General features: G+C 72.4%; 20 protein-coding genes and 1 pseudogene. 9 read left to right on the top strand and 12 right to left on the bottom strand.

Translation table 11 applies throughout. From position 1 onward, the window contains the following. Positions 1-274 precede the first annotated feature (274 nt). Positions 275-1,321: an MBL fold metallo-hydrolase gene (locus ACH4RG_RS13595; RefSeq protein ID WP_398539516.1), complete on the bottom strand. Its 1,047-nt coding sequence runs from the start codon at positions 1,319-1,321 to the stop codon at positions 275-277. Positions 1,322-1,500: 179 nt separating this feature from the next. On the opposite strand from ACH4RG_RS13595, the gene ACH4RG_RS13590 reads away from it, so the two are divergent. Together ACH4RG_RS13590 and ACH4RG_RS13585 are read left to right on the top strand one after the other, a co-directional pair. Then, complete coding sequence (locus tag ACH4RG_RS13590) at positions 1,501-2,979, top strand: aldehyde dehydrogenase (RefSeq protein WP_397932151.1); 1,479 nt, start codon at positions 1,501-1,503, stop codon at positions 2,977-2,979. Further along, positions 2,979-3,212 carry a ferredoxin gene (locus tag ACH4RG_RS13585; RefSeq protein WP_018958253.1) on the top strand — a complete coding sequence of 78 codons (234 nt, stop codon included), beginning with the start codon at positions 2,979-2,981 and terminating at the stop codon, positions 3,210-3,212. The genes ACH4RG_RS13590 and ACH4RG_RS13585 overlap by 1 nt, the downstream gene beginning before the upstream one ends. Before the next feature lie 342 nt (positions 3,213-3,554). On the opposite strand, the gene ACH4RG_RS13580 is transcribed toward ACH4RG_RS13585, so the two are convergent. Genes ACH4RG_RS13580 through ACH4RG_RS13565 form a run of 4 tightly spaced genes read right to left on the bottom strand, consistent with a single transcriptional unit; the run spans position 3,555 to position 9,022 of the window. Then, a complete protein-coding gene (locus ACH4RG_RS13580) occupies positions 3,555-4,832 on the bottom strand; it encodes an MFS transporter (protein ID WP_397932137.1) in 1,278 nt (425 codons plus the stop codon). Further along, the gene (locus ACH4RG_RS13575; protein WP_397932134.1) at positions 4,822-6,636 is read right to left on the bottom strand and encodes a condensation domain-containing protein; all 1,815 of its coding nucleotides are present in this window, start codon (positions 6,634-6,636) and stop codon (positions 4,822-4,824) included. The genes ACH4RG_RS13580 and ACH4RG_RS13575 overlap by 11 nt, the downstream gene beginning before the upstream one ends. After that, the gene (locus ACH4RG_RS13570; protein ID WP_397916589.1) at positions 6,633-7,943 is read right to left on the bottom strand and encodes a DUF6271 family protein; all 1,311 of its coding nucleotides are present in this window, start codon (positions 7,941-7,943) and stop codon (positions 6,633-6,635) included. The genes ACH4RG_RS13575 and ACH4RG_RS13570 overlap by 4 nt, the downstream gene beginning before the upstream one ends. Next, positions 7,925-9,022: a phytanoyl-CoA dioxygenase family protein gene (locus ACH4RG_RS13565; protein ID WP_397916588.1), complete on the bottom strand. Its 1,098-nt coding sequence runs from the start codon at positions 9,020-9,022 to the stop codon at positions 7,925-7,927. The genes ACH4RG_RS13570 and ACH4RG_RS13565 overlap by 19 nt, the downstream gene beginning before the upstream one ends. A 428-nt stretch (positions 9,023-9,450) precedes the next feature. Here ACH4RG_RS13565 and ACH4RG_RS13560 point away from each other — a divergent pair, with 428 nt between their 5' ends. The 3 genes and pseudogenes from ACH4RG_RS13560 (at position 9,451) to ACH4RG_RS13550 (ending at position 11,339) form a co-directional block, all read left to right on the top strand. Continuing rightward, entirely contained in the window at positions 9,451-10,308 is an 858-nt protein-coding gene (locus ACH4RG_RS13560) for a hypothetical protein (protein ID WP_397916587.1), read from the top strand. 64 nt (positions 10,309-10,372) lie between these two features. Continuing rightward, on the top strand, positions 10,373-10,624 hold the full coding sequence (locus ACH4RG_RS13555; protein ID WP_397916586.1) for an acyl carrier protein: 252 nt from the start codon (positions 10,373-10,375) through the stop codon (positions 10,622-10,624). Positions 10,625-10,634: 10 nt separating this feature from the next. Then, positions 10,635-11,339 (top strand): annotated as a pseudogene (locus ACH4RG_RS13550) (4'-phosphopantetheinyl transferase family protein). Here ACH4RG_RS13550 and ACH4RG_RS13545 read toward each other — a convergent pair. Further along, the gene (locus tag ACH4RG_RS13545) at positions 11,305-11,916 is read right to left on the bottom strand and encodes a TetR family transcriptional regulator (protein ID WP_397917221.1); all 612 of its coding nucleotides are present in this window, start codon (positions 11,914-11,916) and stop codon (positions 11,305-11,307) included. The pseudogene ACH4RG_RS13550 and the gene ACH4RG_RS13545 sit on opposite strands and share 35 nt — an antisense overlap. 266 nt (positions 11,917-12,182) lie before the next feature. Here ACH4RG_RS13545 and ACH4RG_RS13540 point away from each other — a divergent pair, with 266 nt between their 5' ends. From ACH4RG_RS13540 to ACH4RG_RS13530, 3 genes are all read left to right on the top strand, one after another. Next, positions 12,183-13,496, top strand: coding sequence for a glycosyltransferase family 4 protein (locus ACH4RG_RS13540; RefSeq protein WP_397916584.1), 1,314 nt, complete (start codon positions 12,183-12,185; stop codon positions 13,494-13,496). Positions 13,497-13,566: 70 nt separating this feature from the next. Next, positions 13,567-14,298 carry a class I SAM-dependent methyltransferase gene (locus tag ACH4RG_RS13535; protein ID WP_397916583.1) on the top strand — a complete coding sequence of 244 codons (732 nt, stop codon included), beginning with the start codon at positions 13,567-13,569 and terminating at the stop codon, positions 14,296-14,298. Continuing rightward, on the top strand, positions 14,295-15,371 hold the full coding sequence (locus tag ACH4RG_RS13530) for a prenyltransferase (RefSeq protein WP_397916582.1): 1,077 nt from the start codon (positions 14,295-14,297) through the stop codon (positions 15,369-15,371). Before ACH4RG_RS13535 ends, ACH4RG_RS13530 begins: the two co-directional genes overlap by 4 nt. A gap of 43 nt (positions 15,372-15,414) precedes the next feature. Here ACH4RG_RS13530 and ACH4RG_RS13525 read toward each other — a convergent pair whose 3' ends face one another. Both ACH4RG_RS13525 and ACH4RG_RS13520 read right to left on the bottom strand, forming a co-directional pair. Next, positions 15,415-15,708 (bottom strand): hypothetical protein, encoded by a 294-nt coding sequence (locus ACH4RG_RS13525; protein ID WP_397916581.1) that lies wholly within the window; start codon positions 15,706-15,708, stop codon positions 15,415-15,417. Between the two features lie 244 nt (positions 15,709-15,952). Beyond that, positions 15,953-16,393 (bottom strand): hypothetical protein, encoded by a 441-nt coding sequence (locus tag ACH4RG_RS13520; protein WP_397916580.1) that lies wholly within the window; start codon positions 16,391-16,393, stop codon positions 15,953-15,955. Between the two features lie 159 nt (positions 16,394-16,552). On the opposite strand from ACH4RG_RS13520, the gene ACH4RG_RS13515 reads away from it, so the two are divergent. Then, a complete protein-coding gene (locus ACH4RG_RS13515; RefSeq protein ID WP_397916579.1) occupies positions 16,553-17,332 on the top strand; it encodes a maleylpyruvate isomerase family mycothiol-dependent enzyme in 780 nt (259 codons plus the stop codon). A gap of 36 nt (positions 17,333-17,368) precedes the next feature. On the opposite strand, the gene ACH4RG_RS13510 is transcribed toward ACH4RG_RS13515, so the two are convergent. The 4 genes from ACH4RG_RS13510 to ACH4RG_RS13495 all read right to left on the bottom strand — a co-directional run bounded on the left by ACH4RG_RS13510 (position 17,369) and on the right by ACH4RG_RS13495 (position 21,165). Beyond that, positions 17,369-18,379 (bottom strand): LLM class F420-dependent oxidoreductase, encoded by a 1,011-nt coding sequence (locus ACH4RG_RS13510; protein WP_398160840.1) that lies wholly within the window; start codon positions 18,377-18,379, stop codon positions 17,369-17,371. A gap of 118 nt (positions 18,380-18,497) precedes the next feature. Further along, positions 18,498-19,364 carry a hypothetical protein gene (locus tag ACH4RG_RS13505; protein ID WP_397930268.1) on the bottom strand — a complete coding sequence of 289 codons (867 nt, stop codon included), beginning with the start codon at positions 19,362-19,364 and terminating at the stop codon, positions 18,498-18,500. Positions 19,365-19,531: 167 nt separating this feature from the next. Further along, positions 19,532-20,431 carry an N-acetylmuramoyl-L-alanine amidase gene (locus ACH4RG_RS13500; protein ID WP_397916576.1) on the bottom strand — a complete coding sequence of 300 codons (900 nt, stop codon included), beginning with the start codon at positions 20,429-20,431 and terminating at the stop codon, positions 19,532-19,534. Between the two features lie 77 nt (positions 20,432-20,508). Then, positions 20,509-21,165, bottom strand: coding sequence for a class I SAM-dependent methyltransferase (locus ACH4RG_RS13495; protein WP_398160844.1), 657 nt, complete (start codon positions 21,163-21,165; stop codon positions 20,509-20,511). Between the last annotated feature and the right edge of the window lie 22 nt (positions 21,166-21,187).

Raw genomic sequence — 21,187 nt, 5'->3', positions numbered from 1 at the left:
CGGTGGCCCGAGCCGGTCACGCTCCGCGGCGGGCGGTCCGGCTGCCGTCGGGCGGACGGGTCACGGCTGGGGCACTGCGCCGGATGCGTACCGGCTTCCCCCTGTACGGGCATGATGACGACCTGCCCACTCTACCGGTCCGCGGCCGGGGCCCGGGGGCGTGGCCTGGGGCGGGGCCACGGCGGTGACCGGACGGCGGCGGACGTCGCCGGGGGCGTGCGCCGCGGCGGTGATCAGACGGCGGTGATCGGACCGTGGTGATCGGACGGCGACGTCAGACGGCGGTGTACGTCACCGGGGGCCCGCCCGGCACGGCCTCCGCTCGGCCGAGCTTCACGAGCCGCCGCAGATGGGACTCGGCCTCGGAGACGGCGATGGACCGCGAGCCGTGCGGGATCTGTTCCCAGGGCCGGTTCCACTCCATCCGCTCCGCGAGCTGCCACGGGGACAGGGGCGTGGCGAGCAGCGCGAGGAGGCCGGTCAGCCGTTCCTCGTGGTGGGCCAGCAGTTCCCGCACCCGCCCGTCCGCGTCGGTGAACGCGTGCTGGTGCGCGGGCAGCACCTCGGCGACCCCGAGGCGGCCGATCCGCTCCAGCGAGGCGAGGTAGTCGCCGAGGGGGTCGGTGACCGTCGTGTCGTCGGGGTCCTCGTACAGGCCGATGTGCGGACTGATCCCCGGCAGCAGGTGGTCCCCGGAGAACAGCCGCCCGTGCCCCGCCAGGTCCGCCGGATGCCGCTCCTCCAGATGGAGGCAGACGTGCCCCGGGGTGTGTCCGGGGGTCCAGACGGCTCGCAGTCGCCGCCCGGCGAGATCGAGGAGCTCGCCGGGCACGATCTCCCGGTCGGGCAGGGCGGCGCGCAGGCCCGGCAAAGTCCCCGGCCGCCCTCCGCTGCGGGCGGCGCGCAACGGGGCGAGGTGTTCGTCCGGCGCACCGACGGCGGCGAGCTTGCGGGTGAGGTAGTCGAGCCAGGCGCCGGGCTCGGATTCCCTGGTGCGCCGGACGATCGCGGTGTCGGCCTCGTGCATCGCGATCCAGGCCCCGGACGCCTCGCGGACCTGGCCGGAGAGACCGTGGTGGTCGGGATGGTGGTGGGTGATGACGACGCCGTGGATGTCGGCGACGGCGGTGCCGAGGGCGGTCAGCCCGGCGACCAGGGTCTCCCAGGAGGCCGGGTCGTCCCAGCCGGTGTCGATGAGGACCGGCCCACGGTCGGTGTCGACGAGGTGGACCAGGGTGTGGCCCAGCGGGTTGTCGGGGATGGGGACCTCGATGCTGTGGACGCCCCCGCCGTGGTCGGTCACCTGCGTCACCTGCGTCATGGGCTCCCCATCTCCGTATCGGCCTCCACTGTAACGAGAACTCGTTCCAGTGGGAGTCCAGGTCTGCCAACTATTCGCCCCCGGGTACGGTCCGCGCCGTGGACTCCTCGAATGAGAACTGATATCAATTCTGACGAACAGTCAGTTTCGGGTGCACGGGTTCGCGGGAGGCGACAGCCATGACGGAACTTACGGAACCCACGGAGCTCGTGGAACACGGACAACTGTTCATCGGCGGGGAGTTCACCGATCCGCTCGGCACCCAGGTCATCGAGGTGGTCTCCCCGCACACCGAACAGGTCATCGGCCGCGTGCCGCACGCCTCCGAGGGCGATGTGGACCGGGCGGTCGCCGCAGCCCGCCACGCCTTCGACGAGGGCCCCTGGCCGAGGATGGGCCTGGACGAGCGGATCGCGGTGATCACCAGGATCAAGGACGCCTTCGCCGTACGCCACGAGGAGTTCGCGCGCCTGATCAGCGCCCAGAACGGCACCCCGTACAGTTCGAGCGTCATGGTGCAGGCGCTGGCCGCGATGATGGTCTGGGACTCGGCGATCACGGTGGCGCGCGACTTCCCGCACGAGGAACGACGCGACGGCGTCCTCGGCCCCCTCCTGGTCCGCCGCGAACCGGTCGGCGTGGTCGCGGCGGTCGTCCCGTGGAACGTCCCGCAGTTCACGGCCGCCGCCAAGCTGGCCCCGGCCTTGCTGGCGGGCTGCACGGCGGTCCTGAAGGTCTCACCGGAAACCCCCCTGGACGCCTACCTCCTGGCGGAGATCGCGGCGGAGGCGGGTCTGCCGCCCGGGGTCCTCTCCATCCTCCCGGCCGACCGCGAGGTCAGCGAATACCTGGTGGGCCACCGGGACGTGGACAAGGTCTCCTTCACCGGCTCGGTGGCGGCCGGCCGCCGCGTGATGGAGGTGGCCTCCCGCAACCTCACGCGCGTCACCCTGGAGCTGGGCGGAAAGTCGGCAGCGGTCATCCTCCCCGACGCCGACCTGGAGGCGGCGGTGGCGGGCATCGTCCCCTTCGCCTGGATGATCAACGGCCAGGCGTGCGTGGCCCAGACGCGCATCCTGGCCCCGAACTCCCGCTACGACGAGATGGCGGAAGCCTTCGCGGCGGCGGCCGGAGCCCTGCGCGTCGGCGACCCCCTCGACCCCACGACCGAACTGGGCCCGCTGGTGTCCCGACGCCAGCGACAACGCTCCCTCGACTACATCCGGCTGGGCCAGGAGGAGGGCGCCAAGATCCTCACCGGCGGCAACCGCCCCCCTTCCCAGGAGCGGGGCTGGTACGTCGAACCCACCCTTTTCGGCTCGGTGGACAACTCCATGCGCGTCGCCCGCGAGGAGATCTTCGGCCCGGTGATCTGCCTGATCCCGTACGAGGACGAGGCCGAGGCCGTCCACATCGCCGACGACTCCCCGTACGGCCTCAGCGGCAGCGTCTGGACGGCCGACACGGAACGCGGCATCGACGTGGCCCGCCGGGTCCGTACGGGCACGTACAGCGTGAACACCTTCAGCCTCGACATGCTCGGCCCCTTCGGCGGCTACAAGAACTCCGGCCTGGGGCGTGAGTTCGGCCCCGAGGGCTACGGCGAGTTCCTCGAGCACAAGATGATCCACCTGCCCGCCGGCTACCGGGAGGCGTGATGGGCGACCGCTGGCACGTGGAGGTCGACCGCTCGGTCTGCATCGGATCGGGCATGTGCGTCAACCACGCGGGGGACGCCTTCCACCTGGACTCGGCCCGCCAGTCCCACCCGACCGCCGAGGACCGGGACGCGGGCGAGGAGGTCCTCGCGGCGGCGGAGGGCTGCCCGGTGGAGGCGATCACGCTGACGCTGGCGGGGTCGGGGGAGGTGGTTTTTCCGCCGGAGGAGTGAGGGGGCCCACACCGCTCGGCTGCCAACCGCTCGTATTGTGCCGGCGATCTGGAAGAGCACCTCCGGAGGAAACGGTGACTACTCGGATCGGGTCACCAGCCCCACGAGCCCCTGTGAGGGACACGGCACGGGAACGAAAGGCGGCCGACGTGCCGTCCGGAGTGATCGTCACCGTCAACCCACCATTCGGGTGGCGGTCGCGAGGACCCCTTCGCCCCGCTGCTCGTCGCTCAGGCGTAGGCCCACCGCCCGGCCCTCGTCACCCGGAACGACTGGGTCCCGCGGTACGACGTACCGGTCATGCGGGTCTGACCGGTACGTCGTTCCATCGTTGGCGCCGGGTCAGACCGCCGGTTCGGCCTCCGGCTTGCTCAGCAGGGTCTCCGGGGCCCTGCGCAGCGCGCGGATCGCCGGGACGCTGAGCATCACCGCCAGCAGGACGAACGACATGACCGACGAGAAGATCAGCACCTCGTTCGCGCCGAACGCGTCCGCCGCCGGGCCCGCCAGCGCGCGGCCGAGCGGGATGACCATGATGGAGCCGGCGACGTCGTACGCGGAGACGCGGCTCAGGACCGTCAGCGGGATGTGCGACTGGACGCTGGTCGCCCACATCACGCCCCAGAACGCGAAGCCGTAACCCGCGATCACGTGGGCGATCGCCGTGGCCGCGAAGGACCATTCGAGCGCCGGGGCCAGGGGGTTGAGCGCGAAACAGAGCATGGCCAGGGCCCCGGCCACCAGCGGGCGTCTCGGGCGGACCCGCATGCCGATCAGGCCGCCGATGATCGTCCCGGCACCGTCCGCCGAGGCGATCCAGCCGTAACCGCTCGCCCCGTGCTGCTCGATCATCAGCGCCGCGCCGAGCGGCAGCGCGGGGCCGAACACGAACAGGCCGTAGACGGACCAGACCGCGATGACGCCCCACAGCCACTGGCGGGACCGGAACTCCTGCCAGCCCGTCGCCAGCCTGCGCCACATCGGGGCGTCGCCCTCGTCGCGGACCGTGTGCAGCTTGCGCAGGGGCAGCAGGACCGCCGCGCTGAGCGCGTACGCCGCCGCGATGACCAGGTACGAGCCCGACACCTGCCAGTACGCGACGAGGACGCCCGCCAGACCGGGGCCCAGCAGCGTGCTGAGGGCCTCGGAGATGCGCAGCAGCGCGTTGGCCTTCTGGATGTCCTCCGCGACCCGGGGAACCATGCTCGCCATACCGGGCTGGAACATCGCGGTCGCGGCGCCGCTGAGCGCCATCAGCGCCATGATCTGCCACAGCGGGACGCGGTCGGAGGAGAAGAGCAGCGCCGCCAGCGTGATCATGGCCAGCATCCGGACCAGGTCGGCGCAGATCATCATCAGCTGCGGGGTGAACCGGTCGGCCAGCACCCCGCCGAAAAGCACCAGCAGGACGATCGGGGTCATCCAGGCGGCCAGCGCGTAGCCGACGCCGGTCGCCCCGTGGCCCGCTCCCAGCACGGCCGTGGTGAGGGAGACCATCAGCATGCCGTCGGCCAGCAGCGACGCGCTGCGGGCCGTGAAGAACAGCCGGAACCGGGTCGACCGCCAGGGGCTGGGCAGTGATTCCCGCTTCTGTGGAAGGGTCGAGTCGTCAACGCTCATGTCGTACCTGCCGGCCTCTGCCGGTCCCTTCCTCGATGATCTCCAGTCGACGCCAGGCGTCGCTCCGGTCCTGCTCGGCGGGTGGGTTCTCGACGAGTACGTAGCGGTGGGGTGCCAGGACCCCCGAACCGGCGGCCGGGATGAGGGCGGTCAGCGCCCGGTGGGCCTCCTCGGGCGTCAGCGAGGTGTCACCACGGGCGATGTAAGCCGTGAGGCGCGGTTCCGCGCCGGCCGCCCCCTCCGCGGTGGCGTCCGCCGTCCCGTCCGGTCCGAGCTCCTCGACCACCCGCACCGGCAGTCCGCCCGCCGCCCGGCCGAGGGTCTCGCGCACGGCGGCGGGCGAGACCCAGCAGCCGTCCACGCGGAGCCACGTGGGCCCGCGTTCGGCGGGACGGACTCCCGTGACCTCGGACAGTGCCTCCATCGGCACGTCCCCGGCGGCGGCCGCCTCCAGGAGCAGGACCAGCCCGGAGAGGAACCCCTCCGCCTCCTCGGGGGTGAAGAGCGTGGGGGCGGCCCACAGAGAGATGTGCAGCTGGGGCGCTGTCCGGTACGTGAAGGCGAGCAGCCGGGTCGGCAGCGTCTGGGGCGGCCCCCAGGTCAGCTCCTGCTCGGCGTCGTCGCGGTCCTGCGTGTCGGTGCCCAGGAGCGGGGCGGGCAGGGCGCTCACATCGTTGAACACCACGTCCCGGCCGAAGTGGCTGCCGCGCTCGGCGGTGACCCGGTCGATCATCTCCCACAGCCGTACGGAGTCGAACTGACTGTGCCGGTAGGCGTTGAGCACCGCCCCCCAGGTACGGGCGACCAGGGCGTCGAAGCCGGGCGCCCGGACATCCAGGTGGAGCAGCGCGTCCTGGGACGTGGTGGTCACCGAACGGGCGACCCTCGGGTGGAACCGGTTGGCGCTCGGGACGGCGGTGACACAGCTGTCCTGGCCCGCCCGGTGGGCCACCAGGGCGCACCAGGCGGCCATCAGCACGGTGGCCTCGGGGTGCCCGGTGCGGCGGGCCGTCCCGGCGAGCGCCCGGCCGCCCCGGCGGGAGCGGAGCGTCAGCTGCCGGGCCGCCTCGTCGGTCCCCGGCCTCCTGCCGCGCGGCTCCGCGAACATCTCCTGCGGCCCGGTGCGGATGATCCGCTCCCAGTACCGCAGGGAAGCCTCCGACTTCCGCAGCCCGGCGGGGGACGCCTCCACGGCGGCCAGGTCGACCGGGGGGAGGGACGTGAGCCCCGGCAGCTCCTTGCCCGCCAGCAGCTCGGCGAACTCCTCGCGCAGGATGGCCATCGCGCTGCCGTCCGCCACCGCGTGGCTGAACGCCAGCGCGACGTGGACCGGCGCTCCGGCCACGGTGAGCAGGGTGATCCGCAGCGGGAACTCCCGCTCCAGGGCGAAGCGCCCGGCCCGCGCGGCCCGCGCCACCGACTCCGCGTACCCCGCCGGATCAGCGGGGAACTCGGCGTGGTCGAGGACGGTCACCGTGAACGTGCCCTCGGCCGCCACGACCTGTTCGACCGGTGCGGACCCCGGGGCATGCGGAAACGTGGTGCGCAGCCCTTCGTGGCGCCCGGCCAGGGCCCGCAGGGCGTCGGTGACGGCCTCCACGGTGGTGCCCTCGGGGGCGGGCCACACATCGTGGATGTTGATGTGGGTGGGGTCGTCCCGCTGGATGCAGCGGATCATGTTGGCCTGGCCCATGGTGAGGGGGCCCCGGCGCTCCTCACCGCCCGCGTAGGCGACGGTGACCGTGGTCGTGGTGGTGTGCGGGGGGTTCTGGTGCATGGTGTCCTTGCCGGCGGCGGGGGTCATCGGGTCACGGCCAGGCCCACGTCCGCGCTCGCACGGGTCAACGCCTCCCAGTGGTCCATCAGGAGCGCGAAGTCGGCCATGTCGTCGCGGGCCTCGTCCAGGAGCCGGGAGCGGCGTTCGACCAGGATGTCGGCGACCGTCTTGTAGCGGTCGCCGAGCCGCCGGTAGGCGTCGTCGAGGACGTCCAGGCGGTGGGCGCTCGACGCGCGGTCGAGGCCGGTGCTGTCCCGGACGAACCCGGCGATCTCGCCCGCCCGGATGTGGCCCTCGGCGTCGAGCAGCGCGTCACCCGCCGCCGCCGTCCTCGCGTACACGGCGTTGAGATACGCCTTGGACAGCAGGAACTTCACGAAGCGCACCTGGTACGCGAGGAAGCCGTCGTCCGTACGCCGTTCCTCGGTGTGGAAGTTGACGATGTGCCGGCTGTGCTGGACGCCGGGCATCCTGGCGTCGTGGAGGAGGTGGATCAGGAAGTAGTCGCTGCCGATGGTGTCGGTGGCGGGCGGCAGCGGGACACGGCGGTAGACCTCGTGGTCGAGTGCGATGTTGCACATGTCCACGCGCATCGGGCTGACGGGGGCGAGCGTGGTGCGGTCGCCGTCGAACGTCGTGTCCCCGGCGCCCCGGAAGGACTCGTCGATCAGATGGCCGCGCCAGATCTCCGGGTATCCCTCGGGGATCGACAGGCCGATCAGTTCGCGGTACGTGGCCGGGTCGAGGTCGCGGATCTCCGCGACGTCCACCGACATCTCCCCGACGAAGGAGCCGCCGGTCATCGTCACCCGCCGACCCCCGGCCCCCGGCGGCAGCTTGCTCCGGGTCGCCGACCCGCGTACGTCGTCGGCGCGTTGGCCGAGGTAGGTGAGTTCCTCGTGGAGCGGGTAGACCGGTGCGCCGTCGAACCGCTGGTAGCGGCTGTCGGAGTCCCTGCGGTGCACGGACGTGCAGCCGAGGGCCTCGGCGATGAGGAACGCCCGGTTGGTGCAGGCACCGTAGGAGACGCGGGACGGCAGCATCAGTTCCAGCAGCCGGTCCGGCCGGTCTCCGCCGGACCGGTCGATCACCGCGCGCAGGAAGTCCCGTTGCCCGTCCTCGTCGAGGTGGTGGACGGTCACACCGGGGGACGGGGGCAGCGCGGCGACCGCCCGCCGGTGCTCGGCGAGCACCGGCGCGGGGGAGGAGTCCAGGATCAGGAAGTGCACCTCGACGCCGAACCGTCGTGCCCCGTAGGCCGCTTCCTCGGCGACCGCCGCGATGGTGCCGGCGCAGGCCCGGTGGGTGGGCAGGGTCAGACAGACGCGGCGCACGAAGGCTCCCCGCTCCGCGCGGCGGGTGCCGTGTCCTCGGCGTCCTCGACCGGGTCCTGCCACGAGGCGAGCCCCAGCAACCGGCTGCCCAGGGGGTTCAGCTCGGCCGTGGGGTAGCGCTTGGCCTCGGGCAGCACGGGGTCGCCGACCAGGGTCCGGTTCCAGCGCGGGGTGCGCAGGTGGCGCCAGGACTCCACGCGGGACTTGCGCAGCCGCTCGTGCTCCTCCAGCGCGGGCATCATCGACAGGTACTGCACGGCCCGCACCCCGTTCTCGGAGAGGTTGCGCGCCACTCCGTGGGCCAGCAGTCCGTTCCAGATGAGCAGGTCGCCGGGGCGCAGATCCGGTCGTACGACCGGGAGTTCGTCGCGGTCGATGGTGGGGCGCAGCGGGTCCCGGTCCCCGGGCTGGCCGGTCTTCCAGGTGTCGAACTGCCGGAACAGCTCCGGACAGCACTGGAAGCCGCCCGTCTCGGGCCGGGTGTCGTTGAGCGCGATGATGCCCTGCACTCGCTGCGGCGGGACGGCGAGCGTGGTGTCGATGTCCCAGTGGAGCTCGATGTCGAAGCCCCGGTCCGTCGGCTCGATCAGGGCGCGGTCACGGTTGCCCCGGTTGGGCGGGTTGAGGTTGAGCCGGTCCAGGGTGACCCACAGCTCCTCGCAGTCCCATACGTCGACGAAGGCGTCGTAGACCCGCTGCGACTGCCGGTTGTCCCAGAGGAGTTGGTGGTGGTAGGCCTCCACGAAGCCGTAGATGCGCAGTTGCTGGTCCAGCTCGGAGCGCAGCGGCCGGTCCTCGTACCAGCTCTCCGGCCGCTCCGGGTCCAGGCCCTGGAAGTCCCATGTGAAGTCCAGCAGTCGACGCGCCACCGGGGCCGGGATCGCTTCCCGGACGATGACGTATCCGTACGTCTGCCAGTGGGCGAAGTCCTCCTCGGAGAGCACCCGTAGCGGGCGTGACTTGTCGAGCTCCCGCAGGGCGGTCTGCGCGAGGTAGGCCTCGCCGTCCGCGCTGAAGTACGGGATGTCCGATGCCGCGCGGTGCAGGCGGGGCCGACGGCGAGGGGCGGGGGTCGTCATGAGGTTGATGGCAGGTCCTTCTCCTCGGCCGGCCGTGCGGCGACCCCGGGGGAGCGGGGTCGCCGCGGGCGGCGGGACGGATGGCAGTGCCGTGGCGGGAGGAGCCATGACCACGTCGCTCAGCAGGATTGGTCCAGACCGCCCGGCCTGTCAAGTGCCAACCACATATGGGGATATGAGATGCCGTTCGCTACCCGTCTGCCACGGAATCAATACCTGCCGTTCGGTTTTTTTGGTCTAGACAACACGTGAGCGACGGGCCTAATGTCCAAGGGCGCGGTCGGGTTCGTGCCGGGTTGTCTCCTGTACTTCTGCCCGTACTCCGGACAGTCACGGACCTGTTCGGGACCGCCGACGAAACGGCGATGTGGTCCGTACGCCCGAGGGGTGTCCCGATTGCCGGCCCACACCGAGAAAGACGCGGTTCCATGAACACATCCAGCATCACGGCCCTGCCGGGTATCACGCTGAAGAGTCCCGGTGCCGGGCTGATCACGCTGGACCCGGTCCGCACCGCACTGCTGCGGGGCCTGGACGATCTGCTGACCGGCCTCGCCGCGCGGCTCGCCGCCCCCGAGGTGGTGGGGCCGCCCCTGCTGTCCGTCGAGGGGCTGGCGCGGCTCGACTTCTTCCGCAACTTCCCCCATCTCGGCGTTTCCGCAGGGCGGTTCGGCCCGGAGGCGCTCGACGGTCTGGCCTCCGGCGGGTCGCCCCAGGACCTGCCGTTGCACCCGACCGGCCATGTGCTGCCGTCCGCGACCTGTTACGGGCTGCTGCTCTCCCTGGAGGGCGAGGACGTCGGCGAGGACGGGCTGAGGCTCTCGGCGGTCGGCCGCTGCTTCCGCAACGAGACCCACTACGACGGCCTGCGCCGCCTGTGGGGATTCCACATGCGTGAGGTGATCTACCTCGGCACCAAGGACGGGGCCACCGAACACCAGGAGCGCGGCGGGGAGTTCGTCCAGGAGGTAGCGGGACGGCTCGGTCTGACCCTGACCCGGGCGGCGGCCGACGACCCGTTCTACGACAACGGGGGCTCGCGGGCCCGCCTGATGGCCCTGGACCCGGTGAAGTACGAGTACAGCGCCCCCGACGGCACGGCCATCGCCTCCGTCAACCGGCACCGCAACTTCTTCGGCGAGCGGCTGGGCATCCGGGCCGGCTCGCACGGTCCCGCGTACAGCTCCTGCGTCGCCTTCGGCATGGAGCGCTGGGTGCACGCGATGATCCTCGCGCACGGCACCGCCGAGCAGGCCCTGGAGCGGCTCCGCGCCGCCGGTGCCTGACCCGATCCTCAGCCCTGGCCGACCGGCCGTCACCCGAACAGAAGCAAGAGGAGCGACTTCTCCCATGGAACGTGTCGTAGCGTGGCTCAACGAGAAGAACCCCGGACTCGACGGCCCGATCGGCGTCGAGGAGGACCTCATCGAGGCCCGCCTCATCGACTCGATGGACTTCCTGGAGTTCATCGACCTCCTGGAGGAGATCTCGGGCAGCGGCATCGATCTGCAGGAGGTCACCATCGACGACTTCCGCACCCTCGCCCGTGTCAAGGAGCGCTTCCTCGACGTCGGCGACCTGGCGGAGGCACCCGCCGGGTGAGTCCGGGCCGGTGACCCCTCCCCCGCCGCCCCGCGAACAGGGCACGGCCACCGCGCCGTCGGCGGCCGCCGGTACCTTCGCGTTGGTGGCGACCACCGCGGAGGTGCTGGCACACCCGGAGCTCGACGAGCGTCTGCTCGCCCCGTGGGAGCGGCGGCGGCTCGCGGGGATCCGGGTGCCGCGCCGCCGCGACGACGTGGTGGCGGCCCGCCTGCTGCTGCGGCTGTGCGCCTCCCGGGCCACCGGGCTGTCGCCGGACGCGGTGGAGCCGGCCCAGCGCTGCCCCGGGTGCGGGAGGGACGGGCACGGCCGGCCGTATCTCCCGGACCACCCCGGCCTGGGGGCGAGCTTCAGCCATGCCGACGGACTCGCCGCGGCGGCGGTCGGACCCGGCCCGGTCGGTATCGACGTGGAACCCCTGACGCGCCGGCCGGGGCCCCCGTCCGTCCTGCGGCGGCTGCTGCCCGAGGCCGAGGTGGACGCCGCCCGCGCCGAGCCGGACCCCGGCCCGGCGCTGCTGCGGTTGTGGGTCCGGCGGGAGGCGCTGTTCAAGGCCGGGCGGGACGACGCGCGGCTGACGGAGTGGACGGACCACCGCCGTGCGGCCGTGGTGGCCCTCGCGGGCGCCGACGGGCCGGGCCGGAGCTGAGGAGCGGCCCACCCCGCCGACGGGCCGCTCCTCAGCTCCGGCCCGGCTCCGCCGTCAGGTCGATGAGGCGGCAGACCGTCTCGATGTCGATCTTCACCTGGGCGATCGAGGCCCGGCCCGACAGCCAGGTGATCAGTGCCGAGTGCCAGGTGTGCTCGATGACCCGGACCGCGGAGAGCTGCTCCGGGGTCGGGTCCTCCAGGCCCATCGCGTCCAGGATGATCGCCGTGGTCAGCCGGGAGACGGTGTCCACCTCGGGGCTCACGCTGCGGTCCGCGAAGGTGAGGGCGCGGACCATGGCGTCCGCGAGGTGCGGTTCGCGCTGCAGGGCGCGGAAGGCGCGCATCAGCGTCTCGGCCACCCGCTGGGCGGCGTCGTCGCCGGCCGGCGGACGTTTGCGGAGCGTGGTGTGCAGGTGCTGGAGCTGGTCCTGCATGGTCGCGACCAGCAGATGGATCTTGGACGGGAAGTAGCGGTAGAGGGTGCCCAGCGCGACTCCGGCGGCCTCGGCCACCTCCCGCATCTGCACCGCCTCGAACCCGCCCCGGCCGGCCAGCTGGGCGCTGGCGTGCAGGATGCGGCGTCGACGGGCCTCCTGGCGCTCGGTCAGCGGAGGCGCTGCCGGTCTGGCGTCCGCGGTCATGCTGTCCCCGATCCACGATCCGTGATCCATGGCCTGATCCCGCGCCCGGAACGACGAAGCGGTCCGGGCGGGCGCGCACAGCATGCCAGGGCGTCCGTCGTGGCGCGAATCACCTGATCCGGCTCTCGCGCCGACGCTACCTGCCGGTAGATTCGATGCACGTCGAACGATCAAGTATGCGACCTGTTCTATCAAGTCTGAAACTTGTTCTAGATTAGCGCGACCGGTTACGCTCCGGCGAACACGCAGTCAGAAGGGGGCCGAGTGTGACCGCTGAGGCCATAGAGACAGGCCCCCGCACGGGCGACGGCAGCTCCACCGGGACCGGCGACCGGCCGTTGCGCATCGCACTCCTCACCTACAAGGGCAATCCGTTCTGCGGCGGCCAGGGCGTGTACGTCCGCCACCTCGGCCGGGAGCTCGCCCGCCTCGGCCACAGCGTCGAGGTGATCGGCGCGCAGCCCTACCCGGTGCTCGACGAGGGCGTTCCGCTCACCGAACTGCCCAGCCTCGACCTCTACCGACAGCCCGACCCCTTCCGCACTCCGAAGCCCGGCGAGTACCGCGACTGGATCGACCTGGCCGAGGTCGCCACCATGTGGACCGGCGGCTTCCCCGAGCCGCTCACCTTCAGCCTGCGCGCCCGACGCCATCTACTGGCCCGGCGTGGAGAGTTCGATGTCGTCCACGACAACCAGACCCTCGGCTACGGGCTCCTCGGCGACCTCGGGGCCCCGCTCGTGACGACGATCCACCACCCCATCACCGTGGACCGCAGGCTCGACCTGGCGGCCGCGCCGAGCCGCCGCCGGCGCGCCTCCGTACGCCGCTGGTACGCCTTCACCCGGATGCAGAAGCGGGTCGCCCGCAAGCTGGACACCGTCCTCACCGTCTCCGGCTCCTCCCGCGACGAGATCGTCGAGGACCTCGGCGTACGCGCCGACCGGATCAGCGTCGTCCACATCGGCGCCGACACCGACCTGTGGTCCCCCGATCCCTCGGTTCCCGAGGTGCCCGGCCGCATCGTCACCACCTCCAGCGCCGACGTCCCGCTCAAGGGCCTCGTCCACCTCGTCGACGCCCTCGCCAAGCTCCGCACCGAGAACCCCGCCGCCCACCTCGTCGTCGTCGGCAAGCGCGCCGAGAACGGCCCGGTCGCCCGCGCGATCGAGCGCCACGGGCTCGCGGACGCCGTTGAGTTCGTCAAGGGCATCAGCGACGCCGAGCTGGTCGACCTCGTGCGCGGCGCGCAGGTCTCCTGCGTGCCCTCCCTGTACGAGGGGTTCTCGCTGCCCGCCGCCGAGGCCATGGCCACCGGCACCCCGCTGGTCGCGACCACCGGCGGCGCGATCCCCGAGGTCTCCGGCCGCGACGGGGAGACCTGCCTCGCGGTCCCGCCCGGCGACGCGGACGCGCTGGCCGGAGCACTGGCCCGGCTGCTGGACGGCCCGGAGCTGCGCGCCCGGCTCGGCGCGGCCGGCCGCGAGCGGGTGCTGGCCAACTTCACCTGGGCCCGGGCGGCGGCCGGAACGGCCGAGCTGTACCGTCAGGCGATCACCGCCCGCGGAATCCGCAGGTGACCGCGGGCCCCCGGGCGACCGCGGACCCGATCGTCGCAACCCGTACCTCCGACCTCGAAGGCAGGCCCCCGTGCTGACCGTCGACTTCACCCGCTTCCCGCTCGCCGCCGGCGACCGAGTGCTCGACCTGGGCTGCGGTGCCGGCCGGCATGCCTTCGAGTGCTACCGGCGCGGCGCGCAGGTCGTCGCGCTCGACCGGAACGCCGAGGAGATCCGCGAGGTCGCCAGGTGGTTCGCCGCGATGAAGGAGGCCGGAGAGGCCCCCGAGGGCGCCACCGCCACCGCGATGGAGGGAGACGCCCTCAACCTGCCCTTCCCCGACGACTCCTTCGACGTCGTGATCATCTCCGAGGTCATGGAGCACATCCCGGACGACAAGGGCGTCCTCGCCGAGATGGTCCGGGTGCTCAGGCCGGGCGGCCGGATAGCGATCACCGTCCCGCGCTACGGCCCCGAGAAGGTCTGCTGGACCCTCTCCGACGCCTACCACGAGGTCGAGGGTGGCCACATCCGCATCTACAAGGCCGATCAGCTCCTCGCCCGGATCCGCGAGGCCGGACTCAAGCCGTACGGCACCCACCACGCCCACGCCCTGCACGCGCCGTACTGGTGGCTCAAGTGCGCCTTCGGCGTGGACAACGACAAGGCGCTGCCGGTGCGGGCGTACCACAAGCTGCTGGTCTGGGACATCATGAAGAAGCCGCTCGCCACCCGGGTCGCCGAGCAGCTCCTCAACCCGGTCGTCGGCAAGAGCTTCGTCGCCTACGCCACCAAGCCGCACCTGCCGAAGGCCGAGGCGTGAGCACTCCTCCCGAACAGACCGAACACCTCGTCCTGCCGGGCGTTCTGACGGCGGATCAGGCCAACGAGACGGTTGCCGCGCTCGCCGCCGTGCAGTGCGAGGACGGGGCGCTGCCCTGGTTCCGGGGCCATCACCTCGACCCGTGGGACCACACCGAGGCCGCGATGGCCCTGGACGCGGCCGGCGAGCACGGGGCGGCGGCCCGCGCCTACGACTGGCTCGCGCGCAACCAGAACGCCGACGGATCCTGGTACGCCGCCTACCACGACGGCGATCCGCGACAGCCGACCGACCGGGGCCGGGAGAGCAACTTCTGCGCGTACGTGGCCGTCGGCGTCTGGCACCACTACCTCGCCACCGGCGACGACGCGTTCGTCGACCGGATGTGGCCCACGGTCTTCGCGGCCGTCGAGTTCGTCCTCGGACTCCAGCAGCCCGGCGGGCAGATCGGCTGGAAGCGCGAGCCCGACGGAACGCCCGTGGGCGACGCGCTGCTGACCGGCTCGTCCTCGATCCACCAGGCGCTGCGCTGCGCACTGGCCATCGCCGAACGCCGCGAGGAGCCGCAGCCCGACTGGGAGTTGGCGACCGGCGCGCTGGCCCACGCGATCCGCAGCCACCCCGAGCGCTTCCTCGACAAGGGGCGCTACTCGATGGACTGGTACTACCCGGTCCTCGGCGGCGCCGTCACCGGGGCCGAGGCCACCGCCCGCATCCAGGAGGGCTGGGACCGCTTCGTCGTCCCCGGCCTCGGGGTGCGCTGCGTGCTGCCCAACCCCTGGGTGACCGGCGGCGAGAGCTGCGAACTCGCTCTGGCCCTCTGGATGACGGGGGAGTCGGACCGGGCGCTGGAGATCCTCCAGTCCGTCCAGCACCTGCGCGCCGAGGGCGGGCTGTACTGGACGGGTTACGTCTTCGAGGGCGACCGCGCCTTCTGGCCCGAAGAGCTCACCACCTGGACGGCGGGCTCCCTGCTGCTCGCGGTGGCCGCGCTCGGGGGGGACGAGGCGACCACCGCGGTCTTCGGCGGCGAGCGGCTGCCGGTCGGCCTGGAGCCGGACTGCTGCCGCTGAAAGCGCCGGCCCGCCACCGAACACGCCGTGGGACGAGGCCTGTTCAGCCGCGGCGGAGCCGGCCCGCCACCGCGTGGCCGATGAAGAGGTAGACGACGGCTGCCAGGCCGTATCCGGTGACGACGTTCGCCCACGCCCTGTCGAACGTGAACAGGTCGTACGACCAGCCCGCCAGCCAGCGGGCCGCGTCGTGCACCCACTGCACGAAGTCGTTGCCGCGGTTGGCGTCCAGCAGGTACATCAGGATCCAGAGGATGATGACGAAGGCCAGAATGTCGGCCACGACGGCGACGACACGAGCCGCTGAACTGCTTCCTGAACGGGTTCTGGGAGACATGGAACTCTGGTTGCCGCTTTACGCAGGGTGAAACCCGTACGGACCGCACCGGGTGGCGGCCGTCCAGGGCGCGGGCCAGGCGGAGCGGGAGTGCCGACTCCTCGTCACTCACTGTGACGCGCCCGCGCGCGGGCGCCGAGGTGGAGGACACGGCCCCCTCCGCCTCCCGACCGGGGGGACCGCGGCGGCGAGAAGGCCGCCGCCCCCTGAGAGGGGCCGGTGGCCTCCGCGTGTCCCGACGGGGTCAGGGAAGATCGTCACCCGTGCCGTCGTAATCCATCTCCTCGCCCTCGGGACGAAGAGGGTCCGCACCGGTCAGGGCGAGGATCAGATAGGCGCCGTAGGACGAGCCGTCGTGCTCGTCCTTCACGCTCAGCGTTCCGCCGACGCCGTCCTCGTCGGTCTCGAACTCCGCCGGGTCCAGGCCGAGCCGTCGGGCGAGCTCGTCGACCGGGGCGAGCAACCGGTCGCCCGCGGTCCCGCCCTCCGGAGGCCGGAAGACCACGAGGAGATCGGCGAGGAAGCCCCGGCGCAATCCGTCAGGACCAGCCGCCTCGAACGCCATTGACACCGGCCGGAGTTCGGTGACCAACGGCAGCCAGGCGCGCAGCGCTTCCTCGGCGGTGCGCACCCGCCGCAGGTTCAGAAAGACGCGGCAGACCACGTCGTCGGGGGAGAACCTCATCAATGGGTCACGTATCCGTTCTTCGCGATGGCTTCGGCACGTTGGCGTGGGAGCAGTTATCGCCCTCATTCTCTCTCCGTCGGCGGGGGCTCTTCGACTCACGGTCGTCCTGCGGAATCCGGATGATCATCCCGGGCCCCGCCGGTTAGGGTGCGCCCCATGACGCTTCTCTCCCACGACCGTTACTGCGACGAGATCCTGGCCCAGACCGACGCCCTGCGCGCGGTGCTGACCGGCGCCGACCTCACCGCGACCGTCCCCACCTGTCCCGACTGGACCCTGCGGGAGCTGGCCGTGCACGTCGGCGGCGCGCACCGCTGGGTCGGCGAGATCGTCCGCACCCGCGCCACCGATGACGTCCCCGAGGACAAGGTGCCCGGCATCGCAGGCCCGGACGGTGACGCCCCGGCTGCGCTGGACGCCTGGCTCGCCGAGGGGGCCGCGGCCACGGTCGCCGCGCTGCGGGAGGCGGGGCCCGACGCCGGGGTGTGGACCTGGGCGTGGGAGCGGCGTGCCGCCTTCTGGGCGCGGCGCATGACGCACGAGACCGTGGTGCACCGGGCGGACGCGGCGCTCGCCGCCCGTGCCCCGTACACGGTGGACGCCGACGTGGCCGCCGACACCATCGAGGAATGGCTGCGCATCGTCTCCTTCTCGCAGGAGGGCGGCGACCCGGAGGCGGCCGAACTGGTCGGAGGCGGACGCTCGTTGCATCTGCACGCCACCGACGTGCCCGGCGCCGAGTGGCTGATCGAGTTCGGCGACGACCGCTTCACCTGGCGGCACGCGCACGACAGGGCCACGGTCGCGCTGCGCGGACCGCTCACCGACCTGATGCTCGTCTTCAACCGCCGGCTGGAGCCGACGAGCCCGCGGGTCGAGGTGCTCGGCGACGCCGCGCTGCTGGACTTCTGGCTGGACCGGTCCTCGTTCGGCTGAGCGTCGAAACCCGGGCGCGCCCCTGAGGGCTGTCCCTCAGGAGTTCAGCTCCGCCAGGACTCGCAGCGTGTCCGGGTCCGGGGCGGTGACCAGCAGATCCGTCACCGGGCCCGTACGCCACAGCTCCAGCCGCTCCGCGATGCGGGCGCGCGGCCCGATCAGGGAGATCTCGTCGGCCAACGCGTCGGGCACCGCCCGCACCGCTTCCTCCTTGCGGCCCTGGAGGAACAGCTCCTGGATCCGCCGGGCCTCCTCCTCGAACCCCATGCGGGCCATCAGGTCGGCGTGGAAGTTGCGGGCCGCGTGCCCCATCCCGCCGATGTAGAAGCCGAGCATCGCCTTCACCGGCCACAGCCCGTCGGCCACGTCGTCGCAGACGTGCGCGCGGGCCATCGGCGCGATCATGAAGCCGTCACGGAGTCCGGCGAGCGAGGCCCCGTAGACGTCCGTGCGCAGCGGCGACCAGTACAGCGGCAGCCAGCCGTCCGCGATCTCCACGGTCTGCGCGATGTTCTTCGGGCCCTCCGCGCCCAGCAGGACGGGGAGCGAGGCCCGCAGCGGATGCGTGATCGGCTTCAGCGGCTTGCCGAGCCCGGTGGCGTCCGGGCCGGTGTACGGGTGGGAGTGGAAGCGGCCCGCCAGCTCCACCGGAGCCTGCCGCGCCAGCACCTGCCGGATCACCTCGACGTACTCGCGGGTCGCGGTCAGCGGGCTCCTGGGGAACGGCCGCCCGTACCACCCCTCCACCACCTGCGGTCCGGACAGGCCGAGGCCGAGCAGCATCCGGCCGCCGGAGAGATGGTCCAGGGTCAGGGCGTGCATGGCCGTCGCGGTGGGGGTCCGGGCCGCCATCTGGACGACGCCGGTGCCCAGCCGGATCCGGGAGGTGTGGGCGGCGATCCAGGTCAGCGGAGTGAAGGCGTCCGACCCCCAGGCCTCCGCCGTCCACACCGAGTCGTAGCCGAGCCGCTCGGCCTCCTGGACCAGGGCGAGTTGGCCGGGGTCCGGGCCGCGGCCCCAGTATCCGAGCGCGAGTCCGAGCCGCATTCCGTTTCCTCCAGCCATAGCTGACTAGGCGTCAGGTAGGTCGACCGGGTTGGACTGTACGACAACGGCCCCCCGCCCGGTAGGGCGAGGGGCCGTGACGTGTGCTGCGGCGGACGGATCAGCCGCGCTGGATGCCCGTGGTGTCCTGGAGAACGCCACGACGGCCGTCCTGCGTCTGGGCGATGAGGCTCTGGCCGCGCTGCTCCACCGCGAGGTACCAGGTGCCCGGCGCCAGCTCGGCGATCGGGTTCGGCGAACCGTCCTCGCCGTACAGCGGGCGGGCCACCGGAACGGCGAACCAGAACGGGGTGAAGTCGCCCGCCGGGGCCGCGCCGCCCTGCGAGGGCTGCTGGGCCTGCGCCTGCTGCGCCTGCGCCGGGTCGGCCTGGGCGGGCCCGCCCTGCTGCGGAGCGCCGGGGTAGCCGTAACCCTGGCTCGGCTGGGCACCGTACGGCTGCTGCTGCTGCTGCTGCTGGCCGGCCGGGAAGCCGTAGCCCTGGCCGGGGCCCGCGCCGTACGGGGCCTGTCCGGCCCCTACGCCCTGCGCGGGGGAGGCCGGGCTGACGAGCGGGGCCTTGAGCGCGGGGATCATCGGACCTGCGACGGCGCCCGCGACGAGCACGATGGTGGCCAGCAGGCCGAGGATCAGGCCCGCGCCGGCGCTGTTGACGTCGAGAATCGTCCAGAAGGCGGTCCACAGCGCGAAGACGGTGAGCGCCGCACCGAACTGGCCGAGGTCGAGGCCGACGACCTTGCGGCCCGGCATCGTACGGCTGACGATCAGCAGCGCCGCGCCGATGACTCCGGCGAGGAAGACGCTCATCAGGAGTCCGAGCGAGTCCCAGGCGTTCGGGCTGTCGAACCGGGAGCAGTCGACGCCCTGCGGGCAGTCGTAGCTGGAGAAGTCGAGGAATGAGGCGATGAACAGCACGACCGCTGCTCCGATCACCACGCCGTCGCCTCGAGTGAGGGATCGGATATTCACGTGAAGGTCCTTAGTCGGTCGTCTCGTCGGGGCGGTCGTCGCTGCCGCCGTTGCGGCTCATGGCTCGGGAGCGGCTCCCCATCGTACGGATGAATCTATCGTCTGCCCGGGCGGGTTGTGCCCGTGCCCGGATCATGAGCGGTTATCCCCCCAATATCACCGCAGAACTACCCCTTCAGGTAGCCGGCAATGCCGTCGGCCATGCCCCGGGCCGCCTTCTGCCGCCAACTCGCGCTGGTGAGCAGGGCCGCGTCCTTCGGATCACGCATATTGCCGCATTCCACGAACACCTTGGGCACGGTCGACAGATTCAGTCCGCCGAGATCATTACGCGTGTCCAGACCGGTCTTTCCGCCGACGTAATTGGAGGGCTCGCTTCCGGTCGTACGGGCGAAGTGTCCGGCGATCCCCGCGCCGAGATCGGCCGAACTCTTCACGATCTCGGAGGTGTCGGCCCCGCCGCCCTTCACCCCCGCGGGCAGGATCACGTGGAAGCCCCGGTTGCCCACGGCCGACCCGTCGGCGTGCACCGAGACCACCGCGTCGGCCTTCGCCTCGTTCCCGATCCGGGCCCGCTCGTCGATGCACGGCCCGAACGGCCGGTCGCCGTCGTGGGTCAGCCGGACCCGGGCGCCCTCGGCCTCCAGCAGCGTGCGCAGCCGGTGGGACACGTCGAGGGTGAACCGGGCCTCCGCGTAGCCGTCATCGGTGGACGTACCGGTCGTGTCGCACTCCTTGCGGCCGGTGCCGATGTCGACCATCTCGTTGATCTCCCGAGTGTGGTCCCGGTTGCGCGGATTGTGCCCCGGGTCGATCACCACGGTCCGGCCGGTCAGCGGGCCCTTCGGCAGCGGCTTCGCGGAGTCGGTGGGGGAAGCGGTTCCGGCCGGTGCCGGAGCCGTCGGGGAGGAGGCGTCCGCGCCGGGCCGGGGCGGGGCCGCACCGGTCCCATCGGCTTCCGGGCCGCCGCCGCATCCGGCGGCGGTCAGGCATACGGCGGCCAGCGCGGCGGCCACGGAGTGGGGCCGGGCGCGGCGGGTGGGGAGAGGGCTGTCGTCGTACGGCACGCGGCGATGCTACCCACCCGGCTGTCCGGAGGGCTCGGACCGCGGCCCGCGCGACCCGGGCCCCGCTCCCGTACGGCTCAGATCCCGGCGCCCGTGCGGCGCAGCACGCGCAGCGAGTCCGTCACCGACACCTCGGCGAACGCCCCGGAGGCCAGGGCCCGGAGGTAGATCCGGTAGGGGGCCTGTCCGCCGTCGGCCGGGTCGGGGAACACGTCGTGGATCACCAGCAGCCCGCCCTCGGCGACATGCGGGGCCCAGCCCTCGTAGTCGGCGTTCGCGTGCTCGTCGGTGTGGCCGCCGTCGACGAAGACGAGCCCGAGCGGCCCGGCCCACACGGCGGCGACCTGCGGGGAGCGCCCGACGAGCGCCACCACATGGTCCTCCAGGCCGGCCCGGCGCAGGGTGCGGCGGAACGTCGGCAGGGTGTCCATCAGCCCGACCTCCGGGTCCACCACGCTCGGGTCGTGGTACTCCCAGCCGGGCTGCTGCTCCTCGCTGCCCCGGTGGTGATCGACGGTGAGCGCGCTCACCCCGGCGGCGCGCGCCGCGTCCGCGAGCAGGATCGCGGACCGCCCGCAGTACGTGCCCACCTCCAGCAGCGGCAGCCCGAGCGCGCCGGCCTCGGTGGCGGCGGCGTACAGGGCGAGACCCTCGTGTACCGGCATGAAGCCCTTGGCGGCCTCGAACGCGGCGAGGATCTCCGGCGTGGGCCCGGCTGCGGACTCGACGGTCACGGGGTTCCTCCAGGTGGGGCGG

The sequence above is a fragment of the Streptomyces sp. NPDC021019 genome, assembly GCF_044333295.1.
In the GTDB taxonomy this organism is placed as follows: Bacteria; Actinomycetota; Actinomycetes; order Streptomycetales; family Streptomycetaceae; genus Streptomyces.
The sequence above is the reverse complement of the archived record's forward strand: the minus strand, read 5'-3'. Positions and strand labels throughout refer to the sequence as shown.